Below are 19,981 nucleotides of genomic sequence, written 5' to 3'. Positions count from 1 at the left end.
GCCGGCGGTATCGCCGTCCATCGTCGCGTAGCCGACCGCAGCCTCGGAGCGATTGCTCGTTGCCAGCAACAGCGCGCCGCGCAAGTTGGCAAGCATCCAGACACCGGGAGACCGCACGCGCGCCTGAATGTTTTGCAGCGCCAAGTCGTCGGTTTTCCAATCGAGCGGCCTGCCGATCGCTTTCGTGATCAGCTCTAGATAACCGCGATGCAGCCCGCCGATGTCGAGCACCATAAACTCGGCATGCACGGCCGCAGCCACTGCGCGAGCGGCATTAAGGGTCACTTCGCCGCTGTTTTCCGTGGCCTGATAAACGCACGCGAGCAGCCGCTCGAGAATCTCGGCCGAGGTCGTGCAGGTTTGAATGCGAGCGCAATAGCCGAGCTTAGCTAGGAACCGCTGTAAGCCGAGCTCTTGCACCCCGCGCTCGACCGCGATCGCTACGAGGCAGGCAACGGCGGCGGAATCGGCCCCGCCGCTGAGCGAGACGACGAACCCCTGCGATCGGCTTTTGCGCAAGTAATCGAACAGCGCGAGCGAGACGGCCCGCGCGAACTCTTCTTCTTTCACATGCAGCCCGCTTTCCCAGCGGGGCTCATGCACCACGACCGGCTCCGGCATCAAGTGCGGGAACGCAAACGGGGTTTCGATGCACGAATCGTGTCCGTGCAGATCGGGCCGGAAACTGCCGGTGCGCGATTGCTTCATCCGGGTCTCATCGATATCGATCAGCGCCGTCGTCACGCGGGCGTCGTCGAACGTGAACCGCGGCCCGGTCGCGAGGAGCTCGCCTCCGGAAGCGATGATGGCGTCGCCGTCGTAGATCGCGCGGCCGGCTTCGTTGCCGAGCAGGTTCGCATAGACGTAACTAACGTTGAACGCACGCGAGCCTTCGAGCACGAACCGTTCGCGAACTTGATACTTGCCGAACGAAAAGTGGCTCGCGCTCGGGTTGAGAATGATATCGACGCCGCGCAGCGCAAGATCGCTTCCCGGACGATCGGCGACCCAGGCGTCTTCGCAGATCTCGAAACCGATTTTGATGCCGCCGCAATCGAAAAACACATCGCCGATCGGATAGTCGTGGCCCGCCAGATCGATCGTCGAGCGATGCCCCTTGGGCCACGCTTTGAACCACCGCGGCTCGTAGTGCAGGCCGTCGCCGGCAAGAAATTGTTTCGCCGTGAAGCCGACGATCCGGCCGTCGCAGGCGAGGCAAACCGTGTCGAACAACCCTTGCTGATATAAGAGCGGCAGCCCGAGCGACACGACCAGGCCGCGCGTCGCCGGCAAGATCTCCTGTAACACTTCGAGCGCCGTGTCTTGCAGGGCCGGCGAATGGAACGCGTCTTCGCAACCGTAGCCGGTGATGCACAGCTCCGGCAGACAAAGGATCGAGGCGCCTGAGGCGCGGGCCGCTTCGATCGCCGCGAGAATACGAGCCTTGTTGCCGTCCCAGTCGAGGGGCGTTTGGTTCAAAACACCGGCGGCGACGCGAATTAGTTTCATACTCGATTCTTGGCCGCCGGCGCGGGAGATACAAGTGGCCCGATTCGTCCGACTTAGGCCACGCTCGCATCCGGCGGGGTCGACGAGTCGACGTCTAACGCTTCTGTCGACTATCCGGCTGCCGGGCCCCGGCCGGCGAGAGCCGTTTGCCATTCGACGCCGAGCATGACGACGTTGATGCCGGAGCCGATCCCCATCATCGCCACGCGGTCGCCGGCCTGCAGGTGGCCCTGCTCGATGCCGAGCGCCGCGGTGATCGGCAGGGCCGCGGAGCCGGTGTTGCCGAGAAACTCGAACGTGCTGAAATCGCGCACCGGATCGAGGCCGAGCTTCTGAAAGAGCAACTTCTTATGCGCGATGCCGACCTGATGGCAAACGGTCTTGTCGATGTCCGAGGCTTGCCAGCCGAGTGCAGCGAGAAAGCCGCCGAACGCTTCGCCGGCCGCCGCGATGCCGCCGTGTAGCAACGCTTCGGAGTCGGTCGTCATCAGCGGGCGCACTCCGTCGGCGCGAGCCTCGTCGCGCCCGCTCCGGCAAAGGGCCAAGTTGTGCGTGTCGGCGAGTACGTGGCCGCCGAGCAGCCGATTCTGCGTGCGGCTCAACGACTTGCTCGTCAGTAACACGGCGGCGCTGGCCGCGCCGATCGTGAGCGAAGCGATCGAGAGCTTCACATCGTCGCGCGTGAGCGACGTGCTCTCATTTAGGTTTTGAATCGTGTTCTCGACCAAGTGCCGGCCGTTCTCCGTGCCGACGACGAGCGCCGCTTCGATTCGGCCGAGCTCGATCATATCGGCGGCTTGCAGCATGCCGTTGAGCAGGCCGAGGCAGGCGTTCGAGAGATCGTAGATGATGCAGTTCTTCGGCAAGTCGAGCTCGCGATGCACGCCGCACGCGGTTGCCGGTTCGAGATAGTCGCGACAGACCGAGCCGTGGATCAAGAGGCCGATTTTCGCTCGGTCGATGCCCGCCGCTGCGATGGCGCGTGCGCCGCTGCGCGCGCTCGCTTCGCTCGGCGGCATGTCGGCCGGAAAGAATCTCCGCTCGCGAATGCCGGTCATGAGCTCCAGCCGACCTTGCGGCAAGCGGAGGCGTTCGTAGAGCGGAGTGAGACGATGTTCGAGCTCCGCCGTGGAGACGATTTCCGTCGGCAAATCGTAACCAAAGGCCTCGATACAGACGTTTTCGTAACGCAAACGCATAGAGCGGAAGATGCCTGAAAAACGGAGCGATTCATGATCGAAGAGTAGTCAACCTACTCATGATTCGACCAATCATCAAGCCGGCACATTGCAGCAAGCGTTCGTTGCTTGCACACGATCTAGTGTCGCGTGCATCGCATTCCGCAAGATATGCAAATTGCTTGTAAATGAGCTTGAGCCTCCTATAACTCGTTCGTTGCTTGTGAGCGAGCCTTCCAAGAGGACAATCGTCCGGGGCTCGAGAGTCATGAGGTTTACGATAGGGATATCGGTCCGGCGGCGGCGAAAGCTCGCGGTCGGAAGAGGGTTTCGCAGGGCTCGGGATGAGCCTGACTGCGAGATCACGGCGTTCAAGGATGACGCTCATTATGTCCGACATTGCGCAAAACCGACGCACCTTCAGCCTTGCGGCTGAAACCACCGGCGTCTTTCTTTCGACCCGCGCAAGTCTCGGTCGGTCGTCTTTCTCGGCTGCTGCTCTTCCGCTCCGACTTCGCACGTTTCGTTCGCGACGCCTCGTGCCACTCGTCTGAGAATCAGGAACACGACACAGGATGTGTCGCCACACAGGAGTCTGACGATGAAACGTAAGCCTTTGATCGGGATCAACATGGATTATCGCGCCGCACGCAAAGATAGTCCAGCGATGAGCTACCTATGCACGGGTTACCACGATGCGATCGTCAAGGCCGGCGGCGTTCCCGTCATTATTCCGATGCTGGAAGAAGACGAAGACCTGAATCAATTTCTCGACCTGCTCGACGGCGTGATGATGATCGGCGGTGCCGATCTCGACCCGCGACGCGACGGCTTCATGATGCACCCTTCGATCCGCACGATGGAACCGCGCCGCGAATCGTTCGATCGCCGGTTGGTTCGCGCCGCAGCCGATCGACGCTTGCCGTTCTACGGCATCGGCGTCGGCATGCAGTTGCTCAACGTCTCGCAAGGGGGCAACCTCTTTTTCCACATTCCGGAAGATCTCCCGAAGAGCCTGCCGCATAAAGACCCGATCGACGTCAACCATCGCCACGCGTTGGAAGTGGTTCGCGGCACGATCATGGAACGGGTGTACGGCGAAGGTGAAATCCGCGTCAACAGCATGCACCACATGGGCATCGACGAAGTCGCGACCGGCTTCATCGTCTCGGCCCGCTGCCCGGACGGCGTCGTGGAAGCAATCGAAAGCATCCGCCCCGATTGGTTCGCGATGGGAACGCAATTCCATCCGGAAGCCGACAGCGCCTCGGCCCTCGATCTGCGGATCATCGAAGAATTCATCTGGGCCATCACGGGCGAAGCCCCGGCCGTGGAAGACGACGAACCGATGACGATCCGCATGGCGGCGTAAGTGCGGCTATAGTCGACGATACGTTTGAATCATCTAAGCCGGCTCGAAGCGACATTCGCTTCGAGCCGGCTTTTTTTTGTTTTGTTGTCTTTGAATTTAATCGCGAGATAGAATCTCTGACTTCGTTCAACGGGGATATAACGGTCCCCGCTCGCCTCGGAGAGTTTTCGCGATCGTTAAAGTCGATCTAAAATCTACCGTCGACCGCGCGCGAAGAAAAATGTGTTGCGTTGGGGGGCAAAGTTGCGAAGTTCGGGGTGAGTCTGCCGATAGAGCTTGTTAGCGAAAACAAGCAAGACGCACGCTTGCCCCTCGGTCGAATCGGTCGACCCACAACGCATCCCACCTTCCCAAAAACTCAAGAGCTCATAACTCTATGGCTTCTGCCCAACCGCACTTCTTCTTGCGCTGCGAGGCGCAGGTCGAAGGGAAACGGGGCGAATGGAACTTCGCTCTGACGGCGGCCGATGGATCGGCGGAACTGACGGCTTGCGACGAAGAACTCGACGTGAGCAGCGAACGACTGGAATTGCTGGCGGTGGTTCGCGCGCTTGAAGCGCTCGACCAACCGTCGATCGTGACGATGACGTCGGGAGCTCGAACGGTGCGCCGCGCCGTGGCCGAGGGACTCGACGAATGGCGTCGCAACGGCTGGATGTGGGAATGTTACGGCGAAATGGCCCCGATCAAGAACCGCGACCTGTGGCAGCGGCTCGATCGGGCATTGTGCTTCCACAAGTTGGAGACACGGCGCGTGTTCCGCTTCGATGCGGCGCATTTGGATCGCCCGGCGGAAACGACGACGAGCCGGAATCGCGACGAAGAAGCGACGGAGCAAGCCTCCTCGGCGGCGGAAGCTCCTGCTGCCGACGCTGCCGCGAAGAAGGAAGCCGCGACCGTGGCGCGACGCTGGAAAGACTCTTGGCACCGGACTCGCCGCAGAATGCGCGATCGGGCCGACGGGCTGACGATGTCTTGTGCGCAGTTCGGGGCCTCGATCGCCGGCGGATCGTGGCGGAATTGAGGGCCGACGGTCGATAGTAGAAGTGGGTGTGAGGGGGTCGGAACGGAGCGAAAACGGGCGATTTAATCGCGATAAATGACTTTACCGAAAGTCCGGTTGATACCGTTCGTCGGTGGGTCGCGTTACTGAAATCATTCCGATTTTGCCGGATTTACCGCCTGATCGTCATAAGCCGACCCGGCGGGATCGGGGTCATGAAACCGGTTCAATCGGCCCGAAACTCATTACCCATACTGCTTACCTCCTAGACGCCTCGACTGACCCCAAGCACAATCATCAGCAATCCGAAGGAGCGTGTCGTGCGAACGCTGACCTCGTTAGACACGATCGGGCGGCTCGTCGACGGTCGCCTGGAAGACCCGAAACGACTGCTCGGCCCCCATATCGTCGAGCAAGACGGTCGCCGTGCGATGGCGGTGCGGGCCTTCTTGCCGGAGACGAAGCAGGCCTGGGTCGAAGCGGCTCACGGCGTTCCTCGGCCGATGCGGAAGATTCATCCTTCAGGATTGTACGAAGCGATCTGTCCGCTCGACGACCAAGCGGCGGGGCCCGCTCCCTATCATTTGCAAGTAGTCGACGAACAAGGCGCACGTAAGAATATGCACGACCCCTATGCCTTCCCGCCGCTGTTGAGCGACTTCGATCTGTATCTGCTCGGCGAAGGGACGCACTGGCAAAGCTACGATAAGCTCGGCGCTCAGATGCGCACGGTCGACGGCGTGCGCGGCGTGAACTTCGCGGTGTGGGCTCCGAACGCGACGAGCGTCAGCATCGTCGGCGACTTCAACAAGTGGGACGAGCGCCGGCACCCGATGCGGAAGCACATTCCTAGCGGCGTGTGGGAGCTGTTCGTTCCCGGCCTGCCCGACGGCACGCTGTATAAGTACCGTGTAAAAAACGGCGGCTTCGTGCAAGAGAAGTGCGATCCGTACGGCTTCGGGGCCGAGTGCCCGCCGAAGACCGCTTCGAAGGTGATCGATCTCACGCGCTACGAGTGGCAAGACTCGGAGTGGATGGCGAAGCGCAAGAAGAATAATGCGCTCGACGCCCCGATGTCGTACTACGAAGTGCATCTCGGCAGTTGGCGCCGGCCGGGGGATAACCCGGATCGCTGGATGACCTATCGCGAGCTCGCCGTCGACTTGGTGAACTACGTGAAGGAGATGGGCTACACGCACATCGAGCTGCTGCCGATCTCGGAGCATCCGTTTTCGGGAAGCTGGGGCTATCAGATCGTCGGCTATTTCGCGCCGACCGCGCGCTACGGCTCGCCCGAAGACTTTATGTTCTTCGTGGATCTTTGCCACCAAAACGGCATCGGCGTGGTGCTCGATTTGGTGCCCGCCCACTTCCCGAAAGACGGCCACGGGCTGGCGTATTTCGACGGCACGAACCTCTACGAACACTCCGACCCGCGCAAGGGAGAGCATCGCGATTGGGGGACGTTGATCTTCAACTACGGACGACACGAAGTCCGTAACTTCTTGATCTCGAACGCGCTCTTCTGGTTCGACAAATACCACATCGACGGTCTTCGGGTCGACGCCGTCGCTTCGATGATTTATCTCGATTACAGCCGCGAAGCAGGGGACTGGGAACCGAATTGCTTCGGCGGACGCGAGAACCTCGAAGCGCTCGACTTCCTTCGCGAGCTCAACGTGCAGTCGCACACGCAATTCCCCGGCACGCTGACCATCGCCGAAGAATCGACCGCGTGGCCCAATGTCTCGCGACCGACTTACATCGGCGGCCTCGGGTTCAGCCTGAAATGGAACATGGGCTGGATGAACGATACGCGCAGCTACATGAAGCACGAGTCGATTCATCGCAAATACCATCACGATGAATTGACGTTCAGCCTGATCTACGCCTTCACCGAAAATTTCGTGCTGCCTTTGTCGCACGACGAAGTGGTACACGGCAAAGGCTCGCTACTCGATCAAGTGCCGGGCGACTTGTGGCAGAAGTTTGCCAACATGCGGCTCCTGTTCGGCTATATGTGGACCCACCCAGGTAAGAAGCTGACGTTCATGGGGGGCGAGTTCGGGCAATGGACCGAATGGAACTACGACACGAGCCTCCAATGGCATCTGCTGCAATGGGAATCGCATAGCGGCTTGCAGCGCTACGTGGCCGATCTGAATAAGCTGTTGAAGAACGAGCCCGCCTTACATGAGCTCGACTTCGATCACCACGGCTTCGAGTGGGTCGATTGCCACAACTGGGAAGAGAGCGTGCTGGCGTTCCTTCGCAAAGGCAAGAACCCCGACGACTTCCTACTCTCGGCGTGCAACTTTACGCCGGTGCCGCGGCAACGTCATCGGATCGGCGTCTCGAAGCTCTGCTTCTATCGCGAAGCTTTGAATAGCGACTCGACCTACTACGGCGGCTCGAACGTCGGCAACGGGGCGGGTGTGCAAGCCGAGATGATTCCTTGGCACGGCCGGCCGTATTCGATCGAAGTGGTGCTGCCGCCATTGAGCGTGCTGGTGTTCAAGCCGGAATAGGCTTGGGCCTCGCAGCGCGCGAGCCATGTATCGACATGCATCACGATCGATAAAAAAAGGTTGGGCGACGTCGCGAGGACGTCGCCCAACCTTTTATGCATCTGCGACGAATGCCGATGAAGGTAGTCGTCGGTTATTGATTCGGATCGAATTCCTTCGGCTCGCGCAGCCACCGCAGACCGGAATTGACGAGCATCGTTTTCGTCGCGCCGTTGGCTAAGCGCTCGGCGTCCGTTTCTCCGTATTGCATATACGATTGAAATTGATCCGCGAGGAACGTTTGATACAGCTGCTGCCGCGGCGGGCTGATCGTAAGTGCCCGCACCACGTAGCAAACCGTTTGCGGATTGTTGAACGCCGTGGCGACTTGATCGGGATCTAAGCTGAATACGGTTTCCATGAAGTCGGCCCCGGCGTCTTCGACGTTGTCGACTTCGCTGAGAACCAGCGGTGCTTGACGCCCGAATCCGCCCGAGAGATCCGGCTTGAACCAAGTGAAGGCGTTCGTCAGCTTCACTTGCCGATCGGGGAAAAGCTCGGCCATCGACTTCGAAGATTCACGTACCCGCTTCGCCATGCTCGCGGCCTCGTCTTGCACGGTTTTACGAGCCGTGCGGGTTTGCCAAGCGAACACGACCTCGTTGCGAATCTCCTTCAACTCAGGCACGCGAGCCTCGACGTCGGTCGTCTTCCAAAACAGGTAGCTGACCGACTTTCGCGGATTGACGATCGCTTCGATTCCGGTCGATTCCGGAATCTCGATCGATTGCGTCGGTACGTTGAGCGCACGGGAGGCGAATACGAATTGCGCGAACGGCCGGCCGCCGATCGTCGAGTGGTATAGGCCGGGTTGGTCGGCTTGAGCGTCGATCGTGATTCGGCTGACGACGTCGGTTGTCTCGGCGATCAGGCCGGGATAGGGCTTCGCCAAGTTGCGCCATTCGTCCGCCGTGAAGAGAGGAGGCAGCACGGTCCCCTTCGGGACGTCGAACGGTTGGGCGATGGCCTTATTGTTCAGCGTGGCTTTGAGTTCGTCGAAGATCGTCTGTATCCGTTTGCGAGCGCCCGCTTCGGCGAGTTCCTTGCGAACCTTATCTTCCACTTTCCACAACGGATCGTACTGCGGATCGCGACCGGTACGAATATCGGTCGGCAGCATCACGTCTTCGCTCGGGAGCGGAGTCGGCGGCAGCGGAGTCGAAGCCGGCGTGGTCGCTACAGGCGTGGCCGAGGGAGTCGCTTGCGGTTTCGCGGTCGATGCCGGTGCGCTGGGCGAAGCCGTAGGAGTGGCGCTTGCCGTCGCAGAGGGTGTCGCCGAAGGAGTCGCACTCGCGGTCGGTGCCGGAGTTTGACAACCGTCCGAGTCGGCTTCGTCGTTCTCACACGAACCAGCCGCTGGTGTCGTAGCCGAGGCCGAGGGCTTCGGAGCCGGCGGAACGGCCGAAGCCGAGGGAGTCGGCGCAGGGACGGCAGTCGCCGACGGAGTCGAAGCAGGCGTGGCCGGCGCAGTCGCTTGCGGTTTCGCGGTCGCCGCCGGAGCGGGTGCCGTAGCGCTAGGAACCGGAGCAGGAGGCGTCGGATTTACTGTAGTTGCCGCCGGAGTCGTCGCCTTAGGCACTTCGACCTTCGGCTCTTCCTTTTTCACCGGCTCGGAAAAATCTTCCGGAGTATACGGATAGCGCGCCTTGTTCTTCTCGTAGTGTTCCGCGATCTCGGCGGCCGTGATCTTTTCCGGCTCCATGAATTTCGATTCGTCGGCCGCGAAGTATTGGAACGCCGCCTGTTGCGGAATCTTGAAGCCGGGGTCGGGCGAGCCGGGGGTCGGTTCCTCGAACTTGTATTCTTCATAGAAGGCGGCGAGCTCGCGCTCCTGCGGCTCCGGCACCTTCTTCGCTTTCACGAGGTCCGATGTCCGCACGGCGACCACTTCCGCCGTCGCACGAAGGTTCTTGCGCGTGTAGTAATTCCAGCGGTCGATCGGCGTCGCCAGCGGCTTGAGTTGGTTGAACGTGCTCGGCGAAAATGCCGGGTTGTAAGCTAAATAGTCGCGCATCGCACCGGCGAGTAGCTCCGTCCGAAACGCCTCGTTCAGACGCCGTTGCGAGACGCCGTTCAGGCTGTTGGCGATCTTGTCGAGCTTCGCTCCGTCGAGCGGATCGACTTGGAACGCAGCCAGAAACTCGCCGATGAACTTGATGATCCGTGTGTCGCTTACTTGCACGCCCGAGCGCTTCGCCAGGTCGGCCAGCACGAGGTTGTCGACGACCGATTTTTCGTCGGAGACGCCGATCCGGCGAATGACGGCCATGTTGACGCTGCTGTAGATCCGGGCTTGCATCTCGGCCAGTTGCGCGCGGATGGTTTCCTCGCTCTCCCCCTTGAGCTCTTGCTGAAGTTGGAGGAACTGCCGTTGCTCGATCGAAGACGCTAGCGCCTTCGTCAGGAATTGATGCACGATCGAGCGATTGCGAACCGCAATGTCGACTTCCAATTCATGCAGCTTCAGGTGATCGGACTCGGCGACGAGCGTGTTCGACGGATTGCCGGGATCGACGATCGGCCCCATCGAATCGAAGAACACGAACGCGATCATGGCCATGAGCCCGAACACGACCATGAGAATTTTTTGGTTTTTACGGAACAGTGCGAAGGGGCTAGCCATCGTAAACCGAGATCCTTACCGGTCTGAGGAGGGAGCGCTGCCGTCGGTCGCCGGGAGCGAACAACACTTGACAGCGGGGGGAAGCGAAGGTTAACAACGAGCGTTAAGCCGACGCTTTCCGAACGGTCGTGATTTTAGGTCTCGTCGTCGTAAATGCAATCCCAAACAAGGTTCCCGACGACGCGCAAGCCCCTGAAATAGGCCGCTGCCGCAGCTTCTCGCGCCGCGCGTCTCGCGGGTCGGGATGCCGCGCCGACTTGCCGTAGGCGATGTAAAGTCTCTCCTTCCCGCTGCTCCTCCTGCTCGATCGTTTGAACCGTTATGGCAAAAAAAGCCGCTAAATCTCCCCGCAAAAAAGCACCTTCGTCCGGCAAGTCGCTCGTCATCGTCGAGTCGCCGGCCAAGGCCCGCACTATCGGGAAGTTTCTCGGCGATGGTTACATCATCGAAGCCAGTATCGGCCACGTTCGCGATTTGCCGGAAGGGGCCAAGCAAGTCCCTGCTGAGTTTAAGGGGCAGAAGTGGGCGAATCTCGGCGTAAACGTCGAGGAAACCTTTCAGCCGATCTACGTCATCCCGCCCGGCAAGGCGGAGCATGTGCGTAAGCTGAAAGCCCTGGTGAAGACGGCCGACGAACTCTTTCTGGCGACGGACGAAGACCGCGAAGGGGAAGCCATTAGTTGGCACCTCCAAGAGATTTTGCAACCGAAGATCCCGGTCAAACGGCTCGTCTTTCACGAAATCACCTCCGAAGCGATCCACGAAGCGCTTGAACACCCCCGCGACATCGACGAAAACCTTGTCCGCGCTCAAGAGGCCCGCCGGATCGTCGATCGGCTCTATGGTTACGAGGTCTCGCCCCTCCTATGGCGCAAGGTCCGTCCTCGGCTTTCGGCCGGGCGCGTGCAAAGCGTGGCGGTGCGGATGATCGCCGATCGCGAGCGGGAGCGGATGGCGTTCCGTTCGGCCTCGTATTGGGATCTGCTCGGGACGTTTGCCGAAGCCGCCGGAAGCGATGCCGTACCGTTCGAGGCGGAGTTGGCGAGCGTCGATGGCCGCCGCATCCCCGCCGCGAAGGATTTCGACCCGGCAACGGGCCGGATCAAAGACGCGAATTTGCTGCAAATGGACGAAGCTGCGGCGATGAAGATGCGCGAGCGGTTGCAAAAGGCGAAGTTCCGCGTGGCTTCGTTGGACGATAAGCCCTACTCGTCGAAGCCGTACCCGCCGTTCACGACCAGCACGCTGCAACAAGAAGCGAATCGCAAGCTCAGCTTCACTGCCAAGCGGACGATGCAAGTCGCGCAGAGTTTGTATGAAAACGGCTACATCACTTACATGCGTACCGACTCGACCAACTTGGCGAGCGTGGCGATCGATGCGGCTCGCGAGTTGGTGTCGTCGGAATACGGCAAGCAGTATTTGCCGGATGAAGCGCGCGTTTACAAAACGAAGGTGAAGAACGCGCAAGAGGCGCACGAAGCGATCCGCCCTGCCGGTGCCCCGTTCACGCTTCCCGAGACGTTGCGCAAGGAACTCAACGACGAGCAGTTCCGCCTGTACGACATGATCTGGAAGCGGACCATCGCCAGCCAAATGGCCGATAGCACCGGCCGCCGGATCGTAATCACGATCGAAGGCGACGGCGCGATCTTCACCGTGAGCGGCAAGACGATCGACTTCGCGGGCTATCTGCGAGCGTATGTCGAAGGCTCCGACGATCCGGCCGCCGAACTTGCGGATCGCGAAAAGGTGCTCCCGGCCGTGGCGCTCGGCCAAGCGTTGGCCTGTCGCGAGTTGGAATGCAAAGGCCACGCGACCCAACCTCCGGCGCGCTTCAACGAAGCGACGCTGACGAAGTCGCTCGAAGAACTCGGCATCGGCCGGCCGAGCACGTACGCCGCAATCATCGACACGATCTTGGCGCGCGACTATGTCTATAAGAAGGGGAATGCCCTCGTGCCGACGTGGACCGCAATGGCGGTCGCCAAGCTCATGGGCGAGCATCTCGCGAAGCTCGTCGACTACGGCTTCACCGCGAAGATGGAAGAAGACCTCGATGCGGTCAGCCGGGGCGAGCGGGGGCAGTTCGAGTATCTGCAATCGTTTTATCACGGCAACGGAAACACCGATGTCGGCGGCGAGCGCGGCTTGAAGGAGCAGATCACGGGCAAGGTCGATGAGATCGATGCCCGCGAGGCGTGCCGCACGCTCTTGGGAACGCCCGAAGGATCCGAGGTGCCGATCTACGTGCGGGTCGGAAAGTTCGGTCCGTTTCTCGAACAAGGGGACCGTCGCGCGAGCATCCCCGACGGCTTCCCGCCCGACGAACTGACGATGCCTGCGGCGCAAGGGATGCTCAGCCAAGCGGCCGTGGCCGACGAACCGTTGGGCTCGTGCCCGGAAACCGGCAAGCCGGTATTCATCAAGGTCGGGCGCTTCGGTCCGTATGTGCAACTCGGCACGGCGGAAGACGAAGAGAAGCCGAAGAACGCTTCCCTGCTCAAGGGGATGAAGGTCGAAGACGTGACGCTCGCGGTCGCGCTGAAACTGCTGGAGTTGCCGCGGACGATCGGTGTGCGCGAGGCGGACGGCGAGAAGATCACGGCCTACAACGGCCGGTTCGGTCCTTACATCAAAGCCGGTGTCGATACGCGAAGCCTGCCGGCCGGCGTGTCGCCGCTGGAGGTGACGCTCGAAGAATCGCTGAAGTTGTTGGCGGAGCCGAAGACGCAAAAGGGGCGCTTCGGCGGCGCGGTGCGCGAGCCGCTTAAGGTGCTCGGTGAATCCCCCGTAACGAAGCAACCGATCAAGCTCTTCGAAGGGCGCTACGGGCAATATGTGACCGACGGCGTGACGAACGCCTCGTTGCCGAAGAACACCTCGCTCGAAGAAGCGACGCTTGAACTGGCGCTCCCTCTCTTGGAAGCCCGCGCCGCGGCGGGCCCGCCGGCGAAGAAACGCCCAATGAAAAAGAAAGCGGCCTCGGCAAGCACGAAGAAAAAGCCTGCGAAGAAGAAAGCGAATGCCGGCGAAGAAGCGTAATTCGGGCTTGCCGGTATATCTGAGTTGAGACTTAGCTTTCTTTCGGCGGTCGTTTCGGGCGGGGCGCGGCCAGCACGATCGCCGTAGCCGTGGCGACGGCCCTGCAATGGGCGATCGTGATGTGGATATCGCCGACGGAGCGTTCTTCGACGATGTCGCGCGCTGCGCCGCGGAAGGCCGCCGTGAGCTTGCCGTTTTCATCGCGGCGAATCTCGATGTCGCGCCAGTCGAAGCTCTTGCGATTGCGCACGCCGAGCGCGCGTAACACCGCTTCCTTCGCAGCCCAGCGGCCGGCGAAATGTTGGGTCGTTTGCCGACGGCTGTTGCAAAACGTGATCTCGGCGGTCGTGTAGACCCGATTGATGAACTGCTCGCCGTGGCGTTCGATCATCCGAGCGACCCGCAAGCACTCGACCATTTCACTGCCGATCCCGATCAATCTCACGATGCCGCTCCTGAGTCGGGCTCGAGCCCGAGGGTGTCTTTCGTAGTGTCGCTTGCTTCCGTTTTCTTTTCGCCCGAGGCACGCAAGATCGGCTTCGCCGACGCGGCCGCACCGAGCATCGTCGCGCCGACGATGCACAACCCGTCGAGCGTCCACCAGAGAGCGAGCCAAGCACCGCGAACGCGATACGACCCGAGGCTTCGCCCGACCTTCCATTCTCGCGTCATGTAGTTGCCGTACGATCGAAACGGCGCATCTTCCCGCTCGGGATCCGGCTCGAACATCGCGGCCTTGGCGGGAGCGGCGATGCGCCGCGCTTCGTCGGCGCGGCGCGCGGCAAAATAGGTGCCGAAGTGCAACGTCGCCGTGCATACCAAACCGGCGAGTAAGGCACTGAGCAAGATCGCGCGCTTCGTTCCCCCGCCCCGGCGACTCCAAACCCCGCCGACGGCAAATCCCGTGATCGCCCCGAGCGCGAGAGGGAACACACCGACGGGAGCAAACGTATTTTGCACGTAAACGGCCGCAAAACCGGACCCGAAAGCCACGCCCGCGGCCCCCAGCCAGGCGAGCGAAGCGGGGACTTCGGGCTGCGTGCGTGAAGGCCCGGCGATGGATGATTCCGACATGGCGTGGATGCGAAGAACCGTGAGCGAAGTCTTGGGCGAGCTAATGCTTTAAGCGAAAGATATAGATGGACTTTTTGGTCTTATCATACGGTCGCTCGCGAAACCAGTGCCAATGCAACTCGGGCCGCGTACGGTCATCGAAAAACGTGTCGAGCGTAGCGATCGGTTCGTAAAGGAAGCCCCGTTCTTTGAGGATCGGCAGCGCTTTTTCGGTGACGTTCTTCAATGTGTCGTGGAACCCGAACGCGATGATGTAGTCGACCGACGTCTCGCCCCGAAAGTGAAACCGAGGGAGCTTGCGATACTTATCGACGATCGCGGGATTATCGAGCTGCCAAGCGTACACGAGGTTCGGCGTCTCGACGATTTGCGGAGCCGTCATTTCGTTGGGCTCGATCCAAACGCTTTCTCCCTCTTTCACATTCGCTTTCAACCACTCGGAGAGAATGGCGCCAGCCACATGGCGCGGATGCCGAAGCTCATGCACGAATTCGCCGATCGTCGAACGCCATTTCTGTTTGTCTACCAACTGATTGAGGACGTTGGTTCCCATCGCAAACGCCACGATCGGCACGACGAGCCAAGCCCGGCCGGCGCACGCGAGATAGATGGTGCGAACCGTGAGATAGATGCACGGCACGATGAGCGGAGCGAGGTAGCGAATGTCGGATTCTTCGGCATTCTGCACCGGTTGCGGCGAGAGCAGCGTCGTCGTCAAAACATAGAGGAGACAAGCGACGAAGAGTCGCAGCAGCATCCGATCGCCGCGCCACAGCGCGACCACGGGAGCGCAGAGGATGATGATCCCGACGCCGAACTCACACTCGTTGATGTCGCGCAGCGACCACCAGAGCAGCGTCAATTTGTCCCACCAAAAGCTCCGCTCTCCTTCGTCCGGCAGGCTGTTTTTGCCGAGCGGATTGAAGACGGCCGCAAGTGCGCCGACGGCGATCACGGTCGGCAACAACAAGCGAATCCAATCTCCTTGAGAGAGCGGCCGCACGCGTCGTTGCCACAGCACGTAGTCGACGACCATCGCGACTGCGAGCGCGGCGAAGTGCAGATAATGCGTCGCCGCGAGGAGAATCAAGGCCGCGGCGATGCCGAATAGGCGCGTTCGCCGGCCGTCGTACGTGACATAGAGATAGGCGACGGCGAGAGTCAGCAGCGAGGCGAGCGCATTGTAGCGGCACTGCCGTGCATACAGCAAAAACGACACGTTGAACGTAACCGAGGCACCGAGGCAGAACCACATCGTCGCCGAGGCTTGGCCGCGCCGAAGCCAGCGGCACAGCAGCCCGATCGTCGCTAAGCCGCACAGCGCGAACGGCATGCGCATCCAAAAGTGATCGTCGCCGAATGCGCCCCAGAACGGCGCGGCGACGTAATAAGATAGCGGCGGCGTGCTCCGATTCTTCAAGTCTTCGAGCAGCGTGCCGTTGCGGTAAATGTAAATGTTGTCGCCGTAGTACGCGCCGACATCGCCGGTCTCCCAAGCATTGCGGGCGAAGATCACCGTATCGGCTTCATCGCCCCAGAACGGATACCAGCCGAGATTCCAAAACAACAGGCCTGCCGCAAATGCGAGCCAGACGAGCGAAAACAGGCTCGCCGCTCGCCGTGAAATTCCTCCGGGCACAGTTTCGCTGTCGTGCGGCGTCGTCGGAGCAGCCTGCATGAAGTCGCTCCTGCTTATGCGGTCTTCGCCGGCGTAGACGATTCACGTACGGCATACATTTCGACGGTAGCGCCGCGCCGCAGCAAGATCTCCGGCAACAGCATCAACAGCGAAAACGGCAACAGCAGCGCCGCACCTATCACGCTCGCCGACGACTGCCCGGGCAGTTCTCGCCACGGCTGCTTCACGCTTCGGGCCGAGGGCTGACGTAGAACATCGTACAGCAAGTTTCGCCGCAGACCCAAGCGATTCAAAACGCTTTGAATCCAGCCGTAAGGATTTTGCTCGGCCGAGCCGTGAAACTCGCCGAGGATCCGAAAGCCCGACGTCGCCAAATGCTTTCGGAGCCAAGGAGCGGAAAAGTGCGAGTAATGCCGCGGCATATCGAGATGGAACCAGCCGTAACGCGTCGCTTGCGCCTGGAGCGAGTCGAAGTTTGGCACCGCGATCGCGAGGATGCCGCCGGGCTTGATAATGCGTGCGCAGGTCTCGAGCGTTTCGCGCGCGTCGGCCAAATGTTCGTAAACATGCCACATGATCACCGCGTCGAACTCGCCGTCGGCATAGTTGCTGGGGCGGAAACCATCGTGATCGACGTCGAGTTGCAAAACTTCGCGGGCGTAGCGAGACGATGTTTCGCTGTATTCGCAACCGCGCGTTTGCCAACCGCAGGAGCGAAGCGTAGCGAGCGTCAGTCCGCGACCGCATCCGACATCGAGCACCTTGCCGATTTTCGCGAACCGGCCGAGCGTGGCGGCGCGGCGACGACGAAACCAGGCGACGAGCCGCTCCATCAGCGGATTGAAACGCCGATTTTTGTTGCCGTAGTAAGTCTCCGCATAGTAGGGGCCGATCTCGTCGGGCCCGAGCACCGGAACCGTGAAATGATGCTCGCACTGCCGACAGCGGCGAACTTGAAAGTCGTCGGGTTCGGTGCCGGGCCACGCCTGTGCGGCATCCGCCGCTCGACACCAGGGGCAACGCTCGGCGCTGCGGCTTCCGTTCGTCGAACGGTTATCGGAAGTCATGCGCTTTCTCCCGACTTCCGGCTCGCGGCGGCTTCTTCGCGGTAGTAGTCGCCGAGTACCGTATCGTCGTCGAGTTTTCGACCGGCGGCATCGAAGATATTCGTCTTCGCCCACCCCCAACGATTCAAGCGAAACAGCAACGACGTGCGCAACACTCCCAATCCGTACACGACGCTGCGGCGAAAGTTGATCGACGAAGCATCTTCGAAGTACTTCGTCGGGCAAGTGACTTCGCCGATCCGAAAGCCGAAGTAAATGGCCTGCGCGAGCATCTCGTTGTCGAACACGAAGTCGTCGGAATTTTCGTTGAGCGGGAGTTCGGTCAGCACGCGGCGCGAGAAAGCGCGGTAGCCGGTGTGATACTCCGAGAGCTTGTGACGCTGCAGAATGTTTTGCGCGAGCGTCAGGCCGCGGTTGAACACGTACTTGTAAAACGGCATACCGCCCGCCAACGCGCCGACCCCGAGAATGCGCGAGCCGAGCACGACGTCGAACTCGCCGCTCGTGATCAAGCCGGCCATCGCCGTGATGAGCTTAGGCGAATACTGGTAGTCGGGATGCAGCATCACGACGATATCGGCCCCGAGTCGCAACGCTTCTAGGTAGCAGGTCTTTTGGTTGCGGCCGTAGCCGTAGTTGCGCACGTGGACGAAGGTGGGAATACCGAGCGAGGCCGCAAGCTTCGTCGTGCTGTCGCGGCTCCCGTCGTCGACGAGCAAGACCGCATCGACGATGTCGTGCGGGATCTCGTCGAACGTGCGCCGCAAGGTCTTCTCGGCATTGTAGGCCGGCATCACGACGACGATTTTGCGGCCGTTGAGCATCGCTGAGCGGGTCGATTCGTAAAAGTCGCGGCCGAGAGGAGAGACGTCCGAAAGGTTACTTGATTCCGCAGTTCTTCTGCGCGCGAAGGAGGGTCGCCGCGGCTTTCTTGCGAGCGCGGGCCGCGCCGTCGACGAGAATCGCTTCGACCTTCGCGGGATCCGCCGCGAGCTCGGCGCGCTTGGCCCGCGGTTCTGCGAAGAAGAGGTCGGCCGCATCGGCGATCGCTTTCTTCACTTCGCCGTATCCGAAGCCGCCGCGCCGATACATTGCGGCCATCGCTTCGCGCTCGGCATCGCTCGCGAATAGCGAATACAACTGATAAAGATGATCGTCGTCGGGTTCTTTGCCTTGTTCCATCGGTCGCGAATCGGTCGTGATGCGCATGATCTTCTTGCGCAGCGCCTTCGCTTCCTCGAAGAGTTCGAGCGTGTTGTTGTAGCTCTTCGACATCTTCTCGCCGTCGGTGCCGGGAACTTTCGCCGACGCATCGAGGGTCTGCGCCTTCGGCAGCACGAACGTCGGGCCGAAGTGGTGATTGAAGCTGCCTGCCAGATCACGGCAGACTTCGATGTGCTGCACCTGATCGGCACCGACCGGCACGACATCGGCGTCGTAGGCTAAGATGTCGGCCGACATCAGCACGGGATAGGTGAAGAGTCCGGCGTCGGCCGTGAGCCCTTTTTCCTTTTTGTCTTTGTAGGCGTGGCAGCGCTCGAGCAAACCCATGGGCGTGCCCGTCATCAGGAGCCAACAAAGCTCAGATACCTCGGGCACGTCGGATTGCCGAAACAGCACGGCCTTCTCGGGATCAAGCCCGAGCGCCAGGAGGTCGAGAGCGGCGTCGAGCGTGTTCTGTTTGAGTCGTGTCGGTTCGCGAACCGTCGTGAGAGCGTGCAAATCGGCGATGAAGTAATACGCTTCGTTTCCGTTCTGGAAATGGATGTATTGCCGAATGGCGCCGAAATAGTTGCCCCAATGGAAGCGACCGGTGGGTTGGATGCCCGAGAGAACGCGCATGGATCGAAGCTTAGTCGAGGTGAAGATTGTCAGTGAGCGAGGGGAGTTCGACGACGGCGACGTGGCCGATTTATTTTCCTACGGGTGCGGGCGCCGCGAGCGTGCCGACAACGTCGCTCAGGCGGCTTGCGCCGAGTTGGTTCAGCGCTTCGGGCAGCGCGTCGAGTATGCGAATCGGAGCGGTGGGATCGTAGAAATGGACCGTGCCGAGTTGAATTGCCGAGGCGCCGGCCACGAAGAACTCCATCACGTCGTCGAGCGTGGCGATGCCGCCGATGCCGATGATCGGAGTCTTGATCGCGCGGGCAGCTTGATAGACGCAGCGTAGCGCAATCGGTTTAATCGCCGGACCGCTCAAGCCGCCGACGACGTTGCCGAGCAGCGGCTTGCGGCGGCGCCAGTCGATCGCCATGCCGAGGCAGGTATTGATCAGCGAGATCGCGTCGGCCCCGCCGGCTTCCGCGGCCTTGGCGATGTCGACGACGCTCGTTACGTTCGGCGTCAGCTTGGCGATGATCGGTCGATCGCACGCCTTGCGCGCCATCGCCACGACTTGCTCGCACCGTGCCGGATTGGTTCCCAGATCTACCCCGCCGCTGACGTTCGGGCACGAGACGTTCAATTCGATCGCCGCAACCTCCTCGCGACCGCTCAGTCGGCCGGCGAGCTCGGCGAATTCGTTCTCGTCGCAGCCTGCGATGCTGACGATGATCGGACAGCCGAGCGAACCGAGATACGGCAGATGGCCTTCGATGAAGGCGTCGATGCCGTCGTTGTCGAGGCCGATCGAGTTGAGCATGCCGCCGGTTGTCTCGACGGTGCGCCAAGGCTTGTTGCCTGGGCGCGGTAGTTTCGTGATCGTCTTAGGGACGATGCCGCCGAGCCGTGCGAGGTCGACGAATCCGGCCATCTCGCGAGCGTATCCGAAGGTGCCCGACGCAGCGAGAATCGGATTCGGTAATCGAAGGCGACCGAGGCGCACCTCGAGGTCTACGGCAGCGGTTTTCACGGGCAAACTCGATGGATGACTTCGCAGGAAACGACCTCGCGGCGTCTGCCGGA

At 61.1% G+C, this 19,981-nt stretch carries 14 protein-coding genes; 4 read left to right on the top strand and 10 right to left on the bottom strand.

Annotated elements, in window-relative coordinates; genetic code table 11:
- On the bottom strand, positions 1 to 1,509 hold a 1,509-nt coding region (locus tag K8U03_03615), incomplete at its 3' end, for an NAD+ synthetase (GenBank protein MCE9603971.1).
- A gap of 110 nt (positions 1,510 to 1,619) precedes the next feature.
- Complete coding sequence (locus K8U03_03610) at positions 1,620 to 2,702, bottom strand: 3-oxoacyl-ACP synthase III (protein ID MCE9603970.1); 1,083 nt, start codon at positions 2,700 to 2,702, stop codon at positions 1,620 to 1,622.
- Between the two features lie 586 nt (positions 2,703 to 3,288).
- Between K8U03_03610 and K8U03_03605 the strand changes: the two genes are divergently transcribed.
- From K8U03_03605 to glgB, 3 genes are all read left to right on the top strand, one after another.
- The gene (locus K8U03_03605; protein ID MCE9603969.1) at positions 3,289 to 4,059 is read left to right on the top strand and encodes a gamma-glutamyl-gamma-aminobutyrate hydrolase family protein; all 771 of its coding nucleotides are present in this window, start codon (positions 3,289 to 3,291) and stop codon (positions 4,057 to 4,059) included.
- A 376-nt stretch (positions 4,060 to 4,435) separates the two neighbouring features.
- Complete coding sequence (locus tag K8U03_03600) at positions 4,436 to 5,083, top strand: hypothetical protein (GenBank protein ID MCE9603968.1); 648 nt, start codon at positions 4,436 to 4,438, stop codon at positions 5,081 to 5,083.
- Between the two features lie 299 nt (positions 5,084 to 5,382).
- Entirely contained in the window at positions 5,383 to 7,590 is a 2,208-nt protein-coding gene (gene glgB / locus K8U03_03595; GenBank protein MCE9603967.1) for a 1,4-alpha-glucan branching protein GlgB, read from the top strand.
- Positions 7,591 to 7,723: 133 nt separating this feature from the next.
- Here glgB and K8U03_03590 read toward each other — a convergent pair whose 3' ends face one another.
- Positions 7,724 to 10,252: a hypothetical protein gene (locus tag K8U03_03590; protein ID MCE9603966.1), complete on the bottom strand. Its 2,529-nt coding sequence runs from the start codon at positions 10,250 to 10,252 to the stop codon at positions 7,724 to 7,726.
- A 321-nt stretch (positions 10,253 to 10,573) separates the two neighbouring features.
- On the opposite strand from K8U03_03590, the gene topA reads away from it, so the two are divergent.
- Positions 10,574 to 13,297, top strand: a complete 2,724-nt coding sequence (gene topA / locus K8U03_03585) for a type I DNA topoisomerase (GenBank protein ID MCE9603965.1) — start codon at positions 10,574 to 10,576, stop codon at positions 13,295 to 13,297.
- A gap of 31 nt (positions 13,298 to 13,328) precedes the next feature.
- On the opposite strand, the gene acpS is transcribed toward topA, so the two are convergent.
- The 7 genes from acpS to K8U03_03550 all read right to left on the bottom strand — a co-directional run bounded on the left by acpS (position 13,329) and on the right by K8U03_03550 (position 19,928).
- A complete protein-coding gene (gene acpS / locus K8U03_03580; protein ID MCE9603964.1) occupies positions 13,329 to 13,742 on the bottom strand; it encodes a holo-ACP synthase in 414 nt (137 codons plus the stop codon).
- The gene (locus K8U03_03575) at positions 13,739 to 14,371 is read right to left on the bottom strand and encodes a hypothetical protein (protein ID MCE9603963.1); all 633 of its coding nucleotides are present in this window, start codon (positions 14,369 to 14,371) and stop codon (positions 13,739 to 13,741) included. Before K8U03_03575 ends, acpS begins: the two co-directional genes overlap by 4 nt.
- Positions 14,372 to 14,411: 40 nt before the next feature.
- Positions 14,412 to 16,049, bottom strand: coding sequence for a glycosyltransferase family 39 protein (locus K8U03_03570; GenBank protein ID MCE9603962.1), 1,638 nt, complete (start codon positions 16,047 to 16,049; stop codon positions 14,412 to 14,414).
- Positions 16,050 to 16,063: 14 nt separating this feature from the next.
- A complete protein-coding gene (locus tag K8U03_03565; GenBank protein MCE9603961.1) occupies positions 16,064 to 17,077 on the bottom strand; it encodes a class I SAM-dependent methyltransferase in 1,014 nt (337 codons plus the stop codon).
- Entirely contained in the window at positions 17,074 to 17,901 is an 828-nt protein-coding gene (locus K8U03_03560) for a glycosyltransferase family 2 protein (GenBank protein MCE9603960.1), read from the bottom strand. The genes K8U03_03565 and K8U03_03560 overlap by 4 nt, the downstream gene beginning before the upstream one ends.
- A 55-nt stretch (positions 17,902 to 17,956) precedes the next feature.
- Positions 17,957 to 18,919, bottom strand: coding sequence for a tryptophan--tRNA ligase (gene trpS, locus K8U03_03555; protein MCE9603959.1), 963 nt, complete (start codon positions 18,917 to 18,919; stop codon positions 17,957 to 17,959).
- A 70-nt stretch (positions 18,920 to 18,989) separates the two neighbouring features.
- Positions 18,990 to 19,928, bottom strand: a complete 939-nt coding sequence (locus K8U03_03550) for a dihydroorotate dehydrogenase (GenBank protein ID MCE9603958.1) — start codon at positions 19,926 to 19,928, stop codon at positions 18,990 to 18,992.
- Between the last annotated feature and the right edge of the window lie 53 nt (positions 19,929 to 19,981).

It is taken from the genome of Planctomycetia bacterium (assembly GCA_021413845.1).
GTDB lineage: Bacteria > Planctomycetota > Planctomycetia > Pirellulales > PNKZ01 > PNKZ01.
The sequence above is the reverse complement of the archived record's forward strand: the minus strand, read 5'-3'. Positions and strand labels throughout refer to the sequence as shown.

Coding starts and splice junctions, on each gene's coding strand:
- topA (MCE9603965.1), top strand. CDS start 10,574: ATGGCAAAAAAAGCCGCTAAATCTCCCCGCAAAAAAGCACCTTCGTCC.
- K8U03_03565 (MCE9603961.1), bottom strand. CDS start 17,077: ATGACTTCCGATAACCGTTCGACGAACGGAAGCCGCAGCGCCGAGCGT.
- K8U03_03605 (MCE9603969.1), top strand. CDS start 3,289: ATGAAACGTAAGCCTTTGATCGGGATCAACATGGATTATCGCGCCGCA.
- K8U03_03590 (MCE9603966.1), bottom strand. CDS start 10,252: ATGGCTAGCCCCTTCGCACTGTTCCGTAAAAACCAAAAAATTCTCATG.
- K8U03_03600 (MCE9603968.1), top strand. CDS start 4,436: ATGGCTTCTGCCCAACCGCACTTCTTCTTGCGCTGCGAGGCGCAGGTC.
- trpS (MCE9603959.1), bottom strand. CDS start 18,919: ATGCGCGTTCTCTCGGGCATCCAACCCACCGGTCGCTTCCATTGGGGC.
- K8U03_03560 (MCE9603960.1), bottom strand. CDS start 17,901: ATGCTCAACGGCCGCAAAATCGTCGTCGTGATGCCGGCCTACAATGCC.
- K8U03_03575 (MCE9603963.1), bottom strand. CDS start 14,371: ATGTCGGAATCATCCATCGCCGGGCCTTCACGCACGCAGCCCGAAGTC.
- K8U03_03570 (MCE9603962.1), bottom strand. CDS start 16,049: ATGCAGGCTGCTCCGACGACGCCGCACGACAGCGAAACTGTGCCCGGA.